Source organism: Actinomadura sp. KC345 (assembly GCF_004348515.1).
Lineage (GTDB): Bacteria > Actinomycetota > Actinomycetes > Streptosporangiales > Streptosporangiaceae > Spirillospora.
Map to the genome: position 1 here is coordinate 1 of NZ_SMKH01000169.1, position 16,167 is coordinate 16,167.

Genomic DNA, 16,167 nt, shown 5'->3' on the forward strand with positions numbered 1-16,167 from the left:
GGCGCAGGCCGTCCACGGCGAACGGGACCGGGCCCGCCACGTCCACGACCAGGGCGTGGGCGCCCTCGTCGAGGGCGGCGCGGCACGCCTCCTCGGCGCGGACCGCGACGGGGCGGGCGTCGGCGCGCCACGCCTTCATCGTCTCGGTGCAGGTGAAGCCGAGTACGCCGCGTCGCCCGTCGTCGCCGATCAGCGTGGGCAGCGCCATGTCGCTCGACTTCTCCCGGCGCAGCCCGCCGGGAGGAACGTCCTCCTCCTCGGTGAGCACGGCGACGATGGGCACGAGCAGCCGCGCGCCCTGCAGCCGGCGCAGCACCACGTGCACGCCGACGCGCCCCGCCGCGTACCCGGTGAGCGCCTCGCACAGCCGCGGGTCGGCCCCGCCGTCGTCCCCCGGGAACTGTGGCTCGGGAATGGTCAGTCCGGACACGCCAGGAAGGCTATAACCTCCACCGGACACCGTGGGCGACTATCCGGATACTGTCCGGCATCGATCCGGTCACCCGAGGTCGGCGATGGCCGCGACGGTCCCGCCGCCGGAAGGCCCCTGGTGGACGGCCGCGACCGACACGAACACCGCCGGGTCGCCGGTCACCGACGCCGCGACGCCGCCGACGCACGCCTTGATCTGCCGGTGCCAGTGCACGTCGGAGTCGTCCAGCATGATGTTGCGGCGCCCGCGGACCGAGCCGCCCGGGTCGGCCTCGCACTTGATGAACACGTTGACGAGGCGGTCGCCGAGGTCGCCGGTGCGGGGCCGCTCGGGCAGCTGCAGGCCGGCCGACCCGATCGCGTCCCAGATGCCGTCGGCGTCCAGTGCGTCCTTCATCACACCGTGGCCCGCGCGGTACCGGCCGCCGATGCCGCGCACGTTCCCGACGACGACGATCTGCGCGCGGTCGAGCTCCACGCCGGACGAGCAGGACGCCACGGACGAGTACAGCGACAGGTCCTTGTGGATCTGCTCCGCGGAGGGCGTCTCGATCTCGCCGAGGGCGACGGCGATGCCGAGCGCGGTCGTGGAGTTGGAGATGTCCATCGACTTGAGGGTGTCCTCGGTGACGACGTCGCGGCCGCGGGACTTGGCGTCGTTGATGGTGTCGAGGGTGAGCAGCGGTGTCTTGGTCTGGACGTAGTGGACGTCGGCCGGGTCGTCGATCCCGGCGGTCTTCATCGCCTCGCGCACCCCGGCGGCGACGGTCTCGACCATCGCGGGGCGGCCGATGTCCTCGGGCAGGATGACCTCGCTCATCGCGACGCCGACCGACAGGCGCGGCTCGTCCGACCCCGGCGCCTTCGCCGGGTCGACGGTGGCGAACACGGTGGCGTGGGGGGACAGGACGCCGTCGGTGCCGCCCGACCACACGAGCGGGACCCGGCCCACCTCGTCCGCCGGCCGGGTGCCCTTCCCGATCAGCACCTCGCGGAACGCGCGGTCGGCCAGCAGCCGCGTGTAGTCGTTCACGCCGCCGTTGCCCTCGGTCTTGCCGACGACGGCGAGCACCCGGTCGGCGTCCAGGACTCGGTCGTCGATCAGCCTGGCCAGACCGGACGCGTCGGTCACGCTCTCGATGGGGATCTTGCGGACTTCGATCGGATCGGGCACGTCGTCGCTCCTCAGCTGCTCTGGTGATCGTTCCCTACCCCGGGCATGGCCTCCACGACCGTTCCGGCCTTGCCATACGCCGCGTCGCCCAGGCGGGCCAGCGAGGCGATGGCCGCGCGCCGCCCGCCGGCGGCGACGAAGCGGCGCACCGCCTCCACCTTCGGGCCCATGCTGCCGCCGGCGAAGTGCCCGGCCGCGGCCAGCTCGCCCAGTTCCGCGGCCGTCGTGCGGTGCAGGGGGCGCTGCCGCGGCGTCCCGAACCCGGTCATCGCGTTCTCCACGTCGGTCGCGATCACGAGGGTGGTCGCGCCCAGGCGGCGGGCCAGCAGCTGCGCCGCCAGGTCCTTGTCGACGACGGCCTCGACGCCGCGCAGCGTCCCGTCCACGCGGGCGACGGGCGCTCCGCCGCCGCCCGCCGCGACGACGACGTGCCCGGCGTCCAGCAGGGCCGCCGCCGCGCCCGCGTCCAGGATGCTCAGCGGCTCCGGCGAGGCGACGACGCGCCGCCAGCCCCGCTCCCCGAAGCGGCGCCACACCTCGCCGCGGGCCATGGCCCGGCGCGCGTCCTCCTCCGGGAAGTAGCGCCCGACGGGCTTGGCGGGGTCGGCGAAGCCGGGGTCGGACGCGTCCACGAGCGTGCGCGTCACGACGGCGGCCACCGGGCGCGCCGCGTCCCGCGCGGCCAGCGCCCGCTCCAGCGCGTTCATGATCATCACACCGACCGTGGCCTGGGTCTGCGCGCCGCACCAGTCCAGCGGGACGGGCGGCACCACGTCCGCCGCGAGCTGGTTCTTGATCAGCAGGTTGCCGACCTGCGGCCCGTTGCCGTGGGTGAGCGCGACCCGCGCGCCCGCGGCGACCAGCTCGGCCACCGGCCCCATGGCGCGCTCGATCGCCGCCGCCTGGGCGCCGGGCGCGGCGCTGCCGTCCGGTGCGGTCATGGCGTTGCCGCCGAGCGCGATCAGGATCCGCTCACCGTCGAGCGTCTCGCCGTTCCAGGTCACGGACGGACGCTAACCCGCGCGGCGGGCGGCGCTCACGGGCGAATGTCGCCCAACGGGCGCCGGTTCTTCGGCAGTTTCTAGGCGCGTGCGCCGAGGCGGGCGAGGCGTTCGACGGCCTCGTCGATCACCTCGTCCTTCTTGCAGAACGCGAAGCGGACGAAGTGGGCGCCCGCTTCGGCGTGGTCGTAGAAGACCTGCGTCGGGATCGCGACGACGCCCGCCTTCTCCGGCAGCGCGCGGGTCAGCTCGATGCCGTCGGTGAATCCCAGCGGCCTGATGTCGGCCTGCACGAAGTAGGTGCCCTGCGGCCGGTACGCGGTGAACCCGGCGGCCTCCAGGCCGGTGATGAGCCGGTCCCGCTTGGCCTGGAGCGACGTGCGCAGCTCCTCCACCCAGGCGAGCTCGTTCGCCAGGGCGTACGCGGCGGCGCGCTGGTAGGGGGCGTTGACCGCGTAGGTGAGGAACTGCTTCACCGTCTGGACCGCCCGGATGTGGGGCGCGGGCGCCGTCACCCAGCCGGTCTTCCATCCGGTGACGGAGAACGACTTGCCCGCGGACGACACCGACACCGTCCGGTCGCGCATGCCGTCGAGCGTCGCCAGCGGGATGTGCTCGGTGCCGTCGAACGTCAGGTACTCGTAGACCTCGTCGGTGATCGCCACCAGGTCGTGCTCGCGGCAGACGCCCGCGATGGCCTCCAGCTCGTCCCGCGTGAACACGGTGCCCGCCGGGTTGTGCGGCGAGTTCACCAGGACCGCCCGGGTGCGGGGCCCGACGGCCGCGCGCAGCTCCTCGGGGTCGAACGTGAAGCGCCCTCCGGCGGGGCGCAGCGTCACCGGCCTGCGCACGGCCCCCGCGAGCGCGATCACGGCCGCGTACGAGTCGTAGTACGGCTCGAAGACGATCACTTCGTCGCCCGGCCCGGCCAGCGCGAGCACCGACGCCGCGATGCCCTCGGTGGCGCCCACGGTCACGAACACCTCGGCCGCCGGGTCGTACGACAGCCCGTACCGCCCGAGCCGCTGCGCCGCCACCGCCTCTCTCAACTCGGGGAGGCCGGGTCCGGGCGGGTACTGGTTCGCGCCCGTGCGGATCGCCTCCACCGCCGTGTCGAGCACGGCCCGCGGCCCGTCCTCGTCCGGGAACCCCTGGCCGAGGTTGATCGATCCGGTCCGGACGGCGAGAGCCGACATCTCGGCGAAGATCGTCTCACCGAATCCCTGCATGCGCGCTACGAGAGGCTCACCCACGACGGCCAGCCTAACGGCGTCTAAGGCGCGAGGCGGGTCTTGACGACCTTGCCCATGGCGTTGCGGGGCAGGGAGCCGACCAGGTGCACCACGCGGGGGCGCTTGTGCGCCGACAGGCGCTCCGCGACGAAGTCGATGAGCTGCCGCTCCCCCACGCCGTCGGCGACCACGTAGGCGGTGACCTGCTCGCCGAGGTCGTCATGGGGCGTGCCGACGACGGCGGCCTCCCGGACGTCCGGGTGCGCGAGCAGCGCGTTCTCGATCTCGCCGGCGCCGATCCGGTAGCCGCCGCTCTTGATGAGGTCGGTGGAGGCGCGGCCGACGATCCGGTGCCAGCCGTCCGGGCCGATGGTCGCGATGTCGCCCGTGCGGAACCAGCCGTGCTCGGCGAACGACTCCGCGGTGGCGTCCGGGCGGTTGAGGTAGCCCTTGAACAGGAGCGGCGCCCTTACGTGCAGTTCACCGGGGGTCTCCCCATCGTGCGGGACGGGTTCGCCGTCCTCGGACCTCAGACGGGTCTCGACACCGGGCAGCGGCGTGCCGACGTATCCGGGACGCCGGTCGCCGCCGGCGCGCGCGCTGACCGTGATGAGCGTCTCGGTCATGCCGTACCGCTCGACCGGACGGTGCCCGGTGAGTTCCGAGAGACGCTCGAAGACGGGCACCGGGAGCGGCGCGCTGCCGGAGACGAGCAGCCGCGCGCCGCGGAGCGCCTGCGCGGCGGACGGGTCCGCCGCCGTCCTGGACCAGACGGTGGGGACGCCGAAGAACAGGCTGCCGCCGTCGTTCTGTGCCGCGGCCGCGTACGCCCCGGGTTTGGGACGCCCCGTGTGGACGAGCGGCGACCCCACCCGGAGGGCCCCGAGGACACCGAGGACGAGGCCGTGCACATGGAAGAGCGGCAGCCCGTGGACGAGGACGTCGCCGGGCGTCCACGCCCACGCTTCGGCGAGGGCGTCCAGCCCGGCGGCGATCGCGCCCCGCGAGACCAGCACGCCCTTCGGCGCGCCCGTCGTCCCGCTCGTGTAGAGGATCAGCGCGGTGGCGTCGGCACCCGCTCGGGCCGGCCCGGTTCCGCCGCGCGGGAGCGCGTCGACCGGGATCAGGGGCGGTTCCCCGTCCACCGGTTTCACCTCGCCCGCGGCCAGCAGGAGGTTCGCCCCCGAGTCGCCGAGTATGTGCGCGCGCTCGGCGGGACCCGAGTCGGGCGGCAGCGGCACGACCGGGACGCCCGCGAGGACACCGCCGACGACGGCCGCGACCGTCTCCAGCGTGGCGGTGGCGTGGACCGCGACGGCGTCCGCGCCCCGGATCTCCGCGGCGACGGCCGACGCCCACCCGAGCAACTCGTCGCGCGCCAGTTCCCGTCCGGCGATCCGCACCGGGCCGCCCGACTCCCCGAGCAGGTCCATCACTCGCCCCTTCCCACCTCGTCGAGCCCGTCTCGTTCGTCGAGCCGGGCCGGCACCGCCTCATTGTGCTCATCATCGAAGGCGTCGGCACCGCCTGGCGGCATCACCGGCCGCGTACCGTCCGCCCAGGCCGCTGAAAGGGGATCACCGGCGTCGGGATCGAGTCGATTTGGAGTCCGACCGGACTCATCCCGCCCCGGGTGGCCGGCCGCAAGCGGCCTTGAGCGTCTCGTTGTTGATGTAGATGGCACTCCCGTCGATGACCTCGCTGTACTGGGTCGACCTGGTGCCCGCGGGGAGTCTGCTCAGCGAGTCGGCCACCGCGTCGATCTCCGCGGCGACCTCTCGGGCCTCGGCCGGGCCGTCCTTGTCGAGCCGTTCCCCGACCCTGCGGATCTTGGCCGCGGCGTCCCGGAAGAACGCGGCGTCGGCGGCGGAGAGGGGGACGTAGTCACTGGTGCGGTCCGTAGGAGTGGTCATCTTCTGGGTCACGGCATCCAGCTGATCGAAGAGTTCGCCGCACGGGTCGATTCTCTCGATCACCCCACCGCATGCGGTGGACGTGAGCAACGCGCCGGCGAGGACGACGGTGCCGGACAGCCTGGTAAAGGACATCGCGAAGGAGCCTCCATAATGACGTGCACGGTCGTGGACGTCGATCCTTCCTGATCGTGACTTCGCATCGGCTTCACCGGAACCGGTTCCCTCCTCGGCCAAGGAGGCCGACCACCCCGGCGTCCGGCAGGAGGCTCGCGCCTCTCCCTCGCGTCCGGCGCCTGGAAGGATTCCGTCCGTGCCGGACGCCATCGTGACCTACCCCGCGCTCGCCGCGCGCCTGCTCACCCTGCCGCCGTCCTGCGGCCCGGCGCGCCTGGTCGCGGTGGACGGCCCGAGCGGCGCGGGGAAGTCCACCTTCACCGACCATCTGGCCGCCGTCCTGGTCGGCGCACCGATCATCCGCTCGGACGATTTCAGTGTGCCGTGGGACGCCGACCCGCTCACCTGGTGGCGCCCCCTCGAAATGGCGGTCCTCGACCCCCTCCGGGACGGCCGTCCCGCCGTCCTGCGCCGCTACGACTGGCACCACGACCGCTACGGCCCGCAGGAGAGGATCCCGCCCGCCCCCGTCGCCATCGTCGAAGGCGTGGGCGCGGCCTGGGCCGGGTCGCCGGCCGCCTACCGCATCTGGATCGACGCGCCCCGCGACCTCCGCCGCGCCCGCGCCCTCGACCGCGACGGACCCGAGTACGCCGAAGCCTGGGACGCCTGGTCCACGCGCGAATCGACCCACTTCACCGAGGACGGAACCCGTGCCCGCTGCGACCTCCGGGTGGACGGCACCACCTTCACCCAGCACCGCTTCAGGACACCCACGTGATCCCGCGAGGGTGACCACGATGGAAAACGATGTGCGTCGCCGGACAAGCGTCCGCTAGCGTGCGGGTCATGTCGAGCCCCGAGGCGTCCAAGGTGGGGGCTTTCGGTCACGCCGTCAGCCCCCTGAACCACTGAGTTCCTAGTTCCGCCCTCCCGCCGCCCTCTGCGGCCGGACGAGCGCGCCTTGGGCGCTGACCGCGGTGACGAGACGTCCTCTCGTGCTTCTCCTCACCTCGGAGCCACTCGATGCCTCTCGCTCTCTACCTGCTCGCCATGGCCGTCTTCGCCATGGGCACCTCCGAATTCATGCTCGCCGGCCTCCTGCCGGACATCGCCACGGACCTCGGCGTGACCGTCGGGACGGCGGGCGCGCTCACCTCGGCCTTCGCGGTCGGAATGGTCGTCGGCGCCCCGCTCATGGCCGCCCTCGCCCGCAACTGGCCGGCACGAGCGAGCCTCCTCGGCTTCGTCCTCGTGTTCGCGGCGACCCACGTCGTGGGGGCGGCCACCACGAGCTTCACGATCCTGCTCGCCACCCGGGTCGTGGCGGCCCTCACGAACGCGGGCTTCCTCGCCGTCGCCCTGACCACCGCCGCCGCGCTCGTCTCCGCCGGCGACAAGGGACGCGCGCTGGCCGTCCTGCTGTCGGGCACGACCGTGGCCACGATCGCGGGCGTCCCCGGCGGCTCGGTCCTCGGCACTCTGCTCGGGTGGCGCGCCGTGTTCTGGGCCGTCGCCGCCCTCTGCCTGCCCGCGGCCGTCGCCGTCCTCAAGGGAATCCCACCGCGGCCGGAGCGGGCGAACGCGACCGGCGGCGCCCTGCGGCCGGAACTCGCTCAACTGGGAAGCCCCCGCCTGATCCTGGTCATGCTGCTCGGCGCACTGGTGAACGCCGCGACCTTCGGAAGCTTCACCTTCCTCGCCCCGGTCGTGACCGGCACCGCCGGCCTGGGCGACCTCTGGGTCTCGGTCGCCCTGGTGCTCTTCGGCGCGGGATGCCTCACCGGCGTCACCGTCGCCGGACGACTGTCGGACCAGCACCCCGGCCTGGTCATCGCGGTAGGCGGCCCGCTGCTTCTCATCGGCTGGGTGGCCCTGGCCGTCCTAGCGGGAACCCCGCTCGCCCTGCTCCCCCTCGTGTTCGTCCAGGGCGCTCTGTCATTCGCCCTGGGCAGCACCCTGATCACCCGCGTCCTCTACGAGGCCGCAGGAGCCCCCACCATGGGCGGCTCCTACGCAACAGCCGCCCTGAACATAGGCGCCACGGCGGGCCCGCTGATAGCCGCGACCACCCTCACCACCCCACTCGGCAACCGCGGCCCACTCTGGACGAGCGCCCTCCTCGTCCTGACGGCCCTGCTACTCACCCTCCCCTTCCGCAGGATGCTCGCGGCGGGCGCACCGGCCACCCCACCCGTGAGGACGAGTTCCGGGGCCAGGTGAGCAGATCCTCGGGGCCGTCGAGGCGCTGGCCGCCGCCTGCGGCGCCACCCGGGACCCCGGTGGGGGCAAATGGGTGTGGGCGCGCATCGTCCCCTGAAACGATCACATCTGGTGAGAACGGGCGTCGCTGTGTGATCGGCGTCAGTAGTTTGGCGCTATGAGCGTTGAGGCCGGGCTTTCTCCGCCGATGATGATCGACGTGGTTCGCGGCGGCGTCGCGATGGGCGATGATGCCCTTCTCCATCAACGCGAGCCTGAGCGGTGAGGGGGGCGACGGTGCGTCGTTCCGTGTCGAAGGAGGCCGCCGAGGCGGGGCTGGGCGGCGTCCGGCGGGTGCACCGGCAGCATCGGGGGCGGCCCGAGTGGGGTCAGCTGGCGCCTTGGATCTTCGGCTTCGCCATGGCGGAGGGTGTGGTCGCCGCCTTCGACTGGCGCTACATCTTTCTGCTGCCCGTGCTGGTGTACCTGGGGCTGGCCTGCCGGGTCTACCTCGTTCCGCTCTCCAGGGCGGACGGGCGGCGGCGCTGGTTCGCGGTCTGCGAGGGCGGTCTGCTGGTGTGGTCGCGAGGGGACGTGCCCTCCATCGCCATCCCCTGGGACGCGCTGACGACGCCGGACCGAGGCGCCAAAGGGGCGGTCGTGCGGCTGTCGTGGAGGGAGGACGCCGAGGAACGGTCCATGTTCGTCGGCCCGGTCACCGCCCGAGGGGATCTGGCCAGGGCCCTGGAAAAGCTGGGGCCTGTGCGGGCGTCGCCGCGGCCCCGGCTGGCGGTCGGCGCGGGGGGCGTGGCGGTACTGGCCCTGGTGTGGTGGATCGTGCAGCCGTGGGTCGTCCCCGCCGTGCTCGGTGAGCGCCCCGGGCGGCTGCAGGATCTCGCCCGCCTCTGCTGGCAGCAGGATCGGCCCTTCGAGCGGGCCGCAAAGTACGAGGGAGCAGGTCCGCACCCGCTGGTCTTCTTCCGCGAAAGCGCGGGGCCTCCCGAACTCGCGACCACGGGTGACGGGGATCGCCGGCCGGCACCGGATCAGGTGGAACTGGTGGCGTGCAGCCACCCGGCGGGACGGGTGTCCGATAAGCCGATCAACGTCTGCCTTTACGAGGGCGGCCTGCGAACCGAGACCTACCAGGGGCGCCGCAGCCTCGACATCTACGAGGCGAGCACCGGCCGCAGGGTCGCTCGCCAGATGATGGACGGCCAGGACGAGAAGGCGGAGTGCCCTCCTTACCAGGTCGTCTACGGCAACGATCCCGACCCCGAGCCCCGCCAGGGTGACACCGCTCCCCCGCTGAGCGACTACGAGGCCGTGCTACGCCCCTTCCTCACCGGCGCGCCGCGTTCCTAGCTCCACGGCGGACCCACCGCCCCATCAGTCCTGCACGCCGAGACTCCAATGTTCGTTCAGGAAGCTGCCGAGCAGCACGACCGGGCAGATGACTACGCGCAGCACGCGCGTCCAAGTCCACTTGAGGTGCCCGGCCGCGACGCCGATCCGTGCCAGGCAGACCAGGAACAGGACCACGGAGGGACGTGCGTCGCCGGAACAGGTGCGGAGCGCACCCGCCCGGAGCGGCACGGTGCGTCCGGCCGGCGTCACCCGTCCCGGCGGCGGCGGAGGCGGCGCAGGTCCTCCTCGGCCCTGAGCGCCGCCTCATCGGCTCGGCGCGCGATGTCGGCCGACAACCGCTCGGCGGCCTGCCGCGCGTCGTCTCCCAGCCCCCCGGCCGCCCGCTCGAGCTCCGCCTGCCGCGCGGCCACCTGCTCGGCCAGCCTGCGCCGGGCGGCCTCCACCCGCGCGGCCTCCCGTTCGACCGCCGCGCGCCGTGCGGCTTCCTGCCGGGCCCTCCGGTCCGGATCCCGTGCCTCCCGTTCGCCCTTTCGGCGCTTGACGACGACGTACGCGAACGAGATACCGAGCAAGATGCCGAGCATCGCCGCTACGGGGAGCCACCAAGCCGACTCCACATCACACCTCCGGGGGTGAGTGCACGCAACCGAACGCTTCACTGCGATCGTTCCACTGTCCGTGCGATCTCAGGAGGGCCTTTCCACCCCCCGGACTCTGGAACGCAATGGTCGTTCTCCTCGTCTGAGACCTCAATGGAGAGACACGGCGAAGCAGGGGGAAAGCCTGGGCCAGAGGTGCATCCGGAGGAGATCGGCGAGCCGCTCGGGGTCGCCGACCCGCGGCTGCTGGGCGGGTTCACGGTGCGCGGCCGGCTGGCCGGGCATGCGGCGGGCGCCGTCTACTCCGGGCGGGACCCGCACGGCGGTCCGGTCGTCCTCGTGGCGCTCGCCCCGGCCGCCGCGTCCGACCCGGCGGTCCGTGACCGGTTCGCGGCGGCGACCGCGGCCCTGGGCGACCGGGTCCTGGAGGCGCCGCCGCAGGGCCCGCCGACCTGGGCGGCCCTCTCCCGCGAGGGCGGCGAGGGCGGCGCGGGCGGATCGCACGGGCTGCGCGAGGCCACGGCGCTGCTGGACGCCGCGGGCCTGACGGCCGGTGAGGCGCGGCCGGGCTCCGGCCCCGGGTTCGTCCCGCACTGGTCCCCGTCCCCGGACGGCTCCGGGCCCTGGAGCGGCGACGCGCCGCCCGCGGGGGCGGTCCCGCCGCCGGCCGGACGCGCACCGCCTCCCTCCGCGCTCAAGCTCACCGCCATCGTCACGCCCGTGGCCGGTCTCGTGATCGTGCTCGTCGTCCTCGGGGCCTGGATCGGGTGGCAGGTCTTGTCCCCCGCCCGTCCGGCCGGCCCGTCCACCACGCCGCCTCCCACCACGCACGCGGCGCCGTCGGGGCCCCCGTCCGCGGCACCGTCGAAGGGGAGCGGCCCCCGGGGCGGGAAGGGGCCGGTGGCCGGGCCGCGGTACGGCGAGGGCGAGGACACCTACCACGCGGACCTGGAGGGCATGCCGTTCGACTTCGACCTGCCCGGCGGCTGGGGGTGCCTGCGCAGCGACAAGAAGCCGTTCGACACGCGCTGGGTCTGCATAGACGAGGGCGGCACCTTCCCGCCGAGCGGCAGCGGTGCGGGCGGCTTCGTCGCGGTCGAGCCGTGCGCGGCGCCGTGCGGGGACGGCGAGCGCGCGACGCTGCGCACGCGGTTCACCCTGGACGAGGAGGACTGGAGGCGGATCGACGCGACCACGATGTACGCCGAGATCGAGGGCGAGCTGCCGAACAGGAAGGGTGAGCGGCAGGTGCGGGTCGCGATGAGCCGCGTCTTCGGGTCCGTGCCGGGCGGCGGGCCCGGCACGGCGGTCGCGGTGCAGCTCACGGGGCCGGAGGAGCAGCGCGAGACCATGCAGAAGCTGATCAACGAGATCCACGACCGCACCTCGTGACGGCGGGCCTCCGCGCGCCCGCCCCGCCGGCCGTCAGTCCGGCCCGGCGCTCCGGCCGGCGGCCTGCGGAGGCCCTTCTCCAAGGGTGTCGACGTCGGCGGACGGGCGTCCTCCGGAGAGTTCCGGGTAGCCGGGGCCCCGGTCGAAGAACGGGGCCGGGCCTCGTTCGGCGCGCAGCCGCGCTCGCAGGGCCCTCGTCGCCTCCTCGTCCACTCGGCCCTCGGTCAGGACGACGCCGTAGTCGGTGCGGGCGCCTTCGGGCGAGACCTTGCCGTCGCGGACGTCGGCGGCCACCCGGGCCGGGTCGCGGTCCAGCGGGTCGCCCCACCCGCCGCCGCCCGTGGTGCGGATGCGGATGGTCTGGCCCGCCCTGACGGGGTGGTCGTCGACGAGCCCCTCCATCTCCTCGCCGTCGATGTCGACGCGGAAGGGACGTCCCGCCCGGCCGCCTCTGACGCCCCAGCAGGACAGGATCGAGCGGTCGGCGATCGACATGTAGCGGGCGTCGCGGAGCATCCGGATGTGCTTGTCGTAGCCGAGGCCGCCCCGGTGCTCCCCGGGGCCGCCGGAGTCCACGGCGAGGCCGAGGCGTTCGACGACGAACGGCCAGCGGGCCTCGGCGAACTCGGCGGGGATGTTGCGGGAGTCGGGCACGACGTGGATGGTGTCCTCGCCGTCGGCGTAGTAGCGGCCGCCGGAGCCTCCGCCGAGCACCTCGCGCATCAGGTAGGGGCCGCGGTCGTCCTCGCCGTAGACGCCGGTGTACCGGATCGTCTCCTGGTCGGCGGGCATCCGTCCGCCGGTGGCCTTCGCCAGGACGCCCGCCAGGACGCCGAGCAGCCGCAGGATGACGAACGTGCGGGCGTTCGTGGGCGCCGGGAAGACCGGGGTGAGGAGCGTGCCCTTCTCCGGGAAGCGCATCTCGATGAGCGGCACCACGCCCTCGTTCACGTCCAGTTCGGCGGCGCGCTCGGGGGTGTCGGCCAGGTTCCGCAGGACGGGCGCCAGCCACTTCTTCAGGAAGACGCCGTCCGCGTAGTCCCCGGCGTGGTTGATGGGGCCCTTGGCCTGGGGCGACGTTCCCGCGAAGTCGATGACCAGGGGGACGTCCGCCGCCTTGTCGACGGTCAGCGTGATGCGCTGGGCGTGCAGGCGGGGCGGGTCGACGCCGTCGTGCTCGGCGTAGTCCTCCCAGACAAACCTCCCGTCCGGGATCTTGGAGAGCAGTTCGCGGCGGAACGTCCGGGTGGTGTTGTCGATGACGGCGTCGAAGCACGCCTCGACGTCCGCGCGGCCGTAGCGGGCGAACAGGTCGCCGAGGCGGCGGGCGCCCATGAGGCAGGCGGAGCATTCGGCGTCCAGGTCGCCCGCGAGGGAGTCGGGCATCCGGGAGTTGCGGGTCATGATGGCCAGCGCGGCCCGGTTCGGGACGCCCTGGTCCCACAGCTTGATCGGCGGGACCATCAGGCCCTCCTCGAACGCGCTGCGGGCGTGGCTCGGCATCGATCCGGGGACCGCGCCGCCGATGTCGTCGTGGTGGCCGAACGCCTGGACGAACGCGACCACCTCGCCGTCGTGGAAGACCGGGACCGTCACGCACAGGTCGGGCAGGTGCCCGATCCCGCCCTCCGACAGGTAGACGTCGTTGTGGAAGAACACGTCGCCCGGACGCATCTCCGCGACCGGGAAGTCGCGGGCGACCGGCTGCACGAGGGCGGAGTACGAGCGGCCGGTGAGCTTGCGGAGGCGGCGGTCGTGGATGCCCGCGCGGAAGTCGTGCGCGTCCCGGATCATCGGCGAGCGGGCCGTCCGGGCGATGGCCGTCTCGACCTCGCGCTCCACCGACGCGAGCGTCCCCTCGACGATCTCCAGGAGGATCGGGTCGATCACCGGGCCGGTCATCGGGTCACCACCAGGTTGCCGTGGGCGTCGGGTCTCGCGGTGAAGCCGGGGTGGAGCGGGAGCGTCGAGCCGAACTCCTCGATCACGGCCGGGCCCTGGACCGTGTCGCCGGGGGCGAGCTTCTCGCGCCTGTAGACGGCCGTCTCCTCCCAGGCGCCGAAGTGGACGGGGCGCGTGCCGGTGCGGGCGCGGGACGGGTCGCCGTCGCCCGCCGGACGCTCGGTGAGGCGGGGGCGGACGATCGGGCCGATGCCGGAGACGCGCAGGTTGACCCATTCGACCGGGTGCCGCGGGTCGTCGCGGTGGCAGTAGCCGTAGAGGGCCTCGTGGGCGTCGTGGAACCGGCGGACGACCTCGGCGCGGAACGCCTCGTCCGGCGGGCCGGCGGGCGCCCCGACGCGCACCTCGAACGCCTGCCCGTAGTACCGCAGGTCGGCCGAGCGGGTGAAGCGGCGCCCGTCCCCGGTGAACCCCTCGCGTTCGAGGGCGGTGGCGGCCTCCCGTTCGAGGTCGGCGTAGACGCCGTCCAGGAGCGCGGGGTCGAGTTCGGCGTCGCGGACGACGCGCGTCCGGACGTAGTCGTTCTTCACGTCCACGGTGAGCAGGCCGAACGCCGACAGGTTGCCGGGGTTCTCCGGGATCACGGCGGTGGGCGCCCCGAGGATGTCGAGCAGGCGGCAGGCGAGCAGCGGGCCGGAGCCGCCGAACGCGACGAGCGGGTAGTCGCGGACGTCCAGGCCGCGCTTCACCGTGATCTGCCGGATGGCGTTGGCCTGGTTCCACGCCGAGACCTCCAGGACGCCGGCCGCGGCCCGCTCGAACGGCAGCCCGAGCCGTTCCGCCAGAACCTTCACGCCGGTCCGGGCGGCCTCCACGTCGAGGGGCACCTCGCCGCCGAGGAGGTGGGGCGGGATGCGGCCGAGGACGGCGTGCGCGTCGGTCACCGTGACCTCGGTGCCGCCGCGCCCGTAGCAGAGCGGGCCCGGGTCGGCGCCCGCGCTGCGCGGGCCGACCTTCAGCGCGCCCTCGGGCGACCGCCACGCGACCGAGCCGCCGCCCGCGCCGACGGTCACGATGTCGATCATCGGGATCTTGACGGGATGGCGCCCGATCGTCCCCTCGGTGGTGAGGGTCGGCTCGCCGTCGAGGACGACCGCGACATCGGTGGACGTCCCGCCGCCGTCCAGCGTGACGACCGAGCCGTGGCCGCCCGTCCCCTGACCGCGGTGGGCGACGACGAACGCGGCGCCCAGGGCGCCCGCCGCCGGGCCGGACAGGACGGTCGTGATCGGCTGCCGGGCGACCTCCTCCGCCGACAGCACTCCCCCGTTGCTCTTCATCACCAGCAGGCGGGCCGCGACGCGTTCGGCGATCCGCGCCAGGTAGCCGTTCATCGCGGGCTTGACGGCGGCGTCCACCAGCGTGGTCACCGACCGCTCGTACTCGCGGTACTCGCGCAGCACCTCGCAGGAGAGCGACACGACCGCGTCCGGGTGCTCGCGCGCCAGGACGTCCCGCATCGCCAGCTCGTGCGACGGGTCGGCGTAGGAGTGCAGGAAGCACACGCCGATCGCGTCGATCCCCGCGTCGCGGAACCAGCGGGCCGCCGCGACCGCCGACTCCTCGTCGAACGGGCGCAGCTCCGCGCCGGTGTGGTCGAGCCGCCCGCCGACCGCCTGTACCCGGTGCACCGGGACGATCCGCGGCGGCTTCACCCAGAAGTAGCTGTTGCCGTAGCCGTCCGGGACGCTCTGCCGCGCGATCTCCAGGATGGACTCGAAGCCCTCGGTCGTGACGAACCCCAGGTCGTCGATCCGGTCCTCCAGGAGCCGGTTCGTCGCGACCGTCGTGCCGTGCGACAGCACCGCCACGTCCTCCGGCCCGGCGCCGAGGAGGCCGAGGACCTTGCCGACGCCCGCCGCGAACCCCTCCGCCGGATCGGCGGGCGTCGAGGGGGTCTTGGTGGTGACCGGGCCGTCCCCCGTCCCGTCCATGTCCAGCGCGACGACGTCGGTGAACGTCCCGCCCGTGTCGATCCCGATCCGCAGCCGCCTCGCCATGGTCAAGGGTCTACCGGACCGCGCCCACCTGCGAAACCGTCGTGATCTGCCAAGGGGCGCGCTGCCGTTTCGTCAGGCCGCGCTGGCACTAGGCTGGGCGGTTCCATCCGACCGACGCATTCCACGAGACCGCTGGAGCCCCTACATGGCGCTTGAACGCCCCGAGATCGACTTCCCCGAGGGCCAGCCGCCCGAGTACCTCGACATCACCGACATCACCGAGGGCGACGGCCCCGAGGCCGCCAAGGGCTCGAACGTGTCGATGCACTACGTCGGCGTGTCGTGGTCGACCGGCGAGGAGTTCGACGCGTCCTGGAACCGCGGTTCCACGCTGGACTTCCAGCTCGGCTCCGGCCGCGTCATCAAGGGCTGGGACATGGGCCTCGTCGGCATGAAGGTCGGCGGGCGCCGCAAGCTCGTCATCCCGCCGCACCTCGCCTACGGCGACCGCAGCCCGAGCCCGGCCATCAAGCCCGGCGAGACGCTCATCTTCGTCGTCGACATGATGGCCGTCAGCTAGCGGCCAGGGTGTACTGAACGGCGGGCGCTCCCGGAACGATCCGGGCGCCCGCCGTCTCCGTCCTGCAGCGGGTCAGCGGGATCGGGAGCGCCGTCCCAGCATGTGACCGAGGGCCACCCCCGCGAGGGCGACGGCGCCGCCGGCGCCGAAGGCGGCGGCCATCGGCCAGGCGACCGAGGCGCGGTCCGGGCCGGGCGCGGCGCGGCCGGTGTAGACCGCGCCCGTCCCGGTCGCCGGGGCGGGCGCGGTCTACAC

15 protein-coding genes are annotated in these 16,167 nt (G+C 73.6%); 5 read left to right on the plus strand and 10 right to left on the minus strand.

The genetic code is table 11. The annotated features are described in order from the left end of the window. The 6 genes from E1281_RS24845 to E1281_RS24870 all read right to left on the minus strand — a co-directional run. A partial coding sequence (locus E1281_RS24845; protein ID WP_131882076.1) for an SseB family protein occupies window positions 1-430 on the minus strand: 430 nt, incomplete at its 3' end. A gap of 69 nt (window positions 431-499) precedes the next feature. Further along, window positions 500-1,606, minus strand: a complete 1,107-nt coding sequence (locus E1281_RS24850) for a ring-opening amidohydrolase (protein WP_131882077.1) — start codon at window positions 1,604-1,606, stop codon at window positions 500-502. A gap of 11 nt (window positions 1,607-1,617) precedes the next feature. Then, the gene (locus E1281_RS24855; protein ID WP_243717367.1) at window positions 1,618-2,610 is read right to left on the minus strand and encodes a carbamate kinase; all 993 of its coding nucleotides are present in this window, start codon (window positions 2,608-2,610) and stop codon (window positions 1,618-1,620) included. Between the two features lie 77 nt (window positions 2,611-2,687). Next, window positions 2,688-3,860 (minus strand): pyridoxal phosphate-dependent aminotransferase, encoded by a 1,173-nt coding sequence (locus tag E1281_RS24860; RefSeq protein ID WP_131882078.1) that lies wholly within the window; start codon window positions 3,858-3,860, stop codon window positions 2,688-2,690. 20 nt (window positions 3,861-3,880) lie between these two features. Further along, a complete protein-coding gene (locus E1281_RS24865; protein ID WP_131882079.1) occupies window positions 3,881-5,272 on the minus strand; it encodes an acyl-CoA synthetase in 1,392 nt (463 codons plus the stop codon). Between the two features lie 186 nt (window positions 5,273-5,458). Next, window positions 5,459-5,887, minus strand: coding sequence for a hypothetical protein (locus E1281_RS24870; RefSeq protein ID WP_131882080.1), 429 nt, complete (start codon window positions 5,885-5,887; stop codon window positions 5,459-5,461). 178 nt (window positions 5,888-6,065) lie between these two features. Between E1281_RS24870 and E1281_RS24875 the strand changes: the two genes are divergently transcribed. From E1281_RS24875 to E1281_RS24885, 3 genes are all read left to right on the plus strand, one after another. Continuing rightward, window positions 6,066-6,650 carry a hypothetical protein gene (locus E1281_RS24875; RefSeq protein ID WP_131882081.1) on the plus strand — a complete coding sequence of 195 codons (585 nt, stop codon included), beginning with the start codon at window positions 6,066-6,068 and terminating at the stop codon, window positions 6,648-6,650. A 245-nt stretch (window positions 6,651-6,895) separates the two neighbouring features. Next, window positions 6,896-8,092, plus strand: a complete 1,197-nt coding sequence (locus E1281_RS24880) for a Cmx/CmrA family chloramphenicol efflux MFS transporter (RefSeq protein WP_131882082.1) — start codon at window positions 6,896-6,898, stop codon at window positions 8,090-8,092. 288 nt (window positions 8,093-8,380) lie between these two features. Further along, entirely contained in the window at window positions 8,381-9,436 is a 1,056-nt protein-coding gene (locus tag E1281_RS24885) for a hypothetical protein (protein ID WP_131882083.1), read from the plus strand. A 24-nt stretch (window positions 9,437-9,460) separates the two neighbouring features. Here the strand turns inward: E1281_RS24885 and E1281_RS40445 are convergent, their stop codons facing one another. Together E1281_RS40445 and E1281_RS24890 are read right to left on the minus strand one after the other, a co-directional pair. Further along, complete coding sequence (locus tag E1281_RS40445; RefSeq protein ID WP_165959080.1) at window positions 9,461-9,613, minus strand: hypothetical protein; 153 nt, start codon at window positions 9,611-9,613, stop codon at window positions 9,461-9,463. 71 nt (window positions 9,614-9,684) lie between these two features. After that, on the minus strand, window positions 9,685-10,023 hold the full coding sequence (locus E1281_RS24890) for a hypothetical protein (protein ID WP_165959081.1): 339 nt from the start codon (window positions 10,021-10,023) through the stop codon (window positions 9,685-9,687). A gap of 210 nt (window positions 10,024-10,233) precedes the next feature. Between E1281_RS24890 and E1281_RS24895 the strand changes: the two genes are divergently transcribed. Continuing rightward, window positions 10,234-11,430: a hypothetical protein gene (locus E1281_RS24895; RefSeq protein ID WP_131882085.1), complete on the plus strand. Its 1,197-nt coding sequence runs from the start codon at window positions 10,234-10,236 to the stop codon at window positions 11,428-11,430. 33 nt (window positions 11,431-11,463) lie between these two features. Here E1281_RS24895 and E1281_RS24900 read toward each other — a convergent pair whose 3' ends face one another. Next, the gene (locus E1281_RS24900) at window positions 11,464-13,332 is read right to left on the minus strand and encodes a hydantoinase B/oxoprolinase family protein (protein WP_131882086.1); all 1,869 of its coding nucleotides are present in this window, start codon (window positions 13,330-13,332) and stop codon (window positions 11,464-11,466) included. Then, window positions 13,329-15,392: a hydantoinase/oxoprolinase family protein gene (locus E1281_RS24905; protein ID WP_131882087.1), complete on the minus strand. Its 2,064-nt coding sequence runs from the start codon at window positions 15,390-15,392 to the stop codon at window positions 13,329-13,331. The genes E1281_RS24900 and E1281_RS24905 overlap by 4 nt, the downstream gene beginning before the upstream one ends. Before the next feature lie 145 nt (window positions 15,393-15,537). Here E1281_RS24905 and E1281_RS24910 point away from each other — a divergent pair, with 145 nt between their 5' ends. Then, a complete protein-coding gene (locus E1281_RS24910; RefSeq protein WP_131882088.1) occupies window positions 15,538-15,912 on the plus strand; it encodes an FKBP-type peptidyl-prolyl cis-trans isomerase in 375 nt (124 codons plus the stop codon). Window positions 15,913-16,167 lie beyond the last annotated feature (255 nt).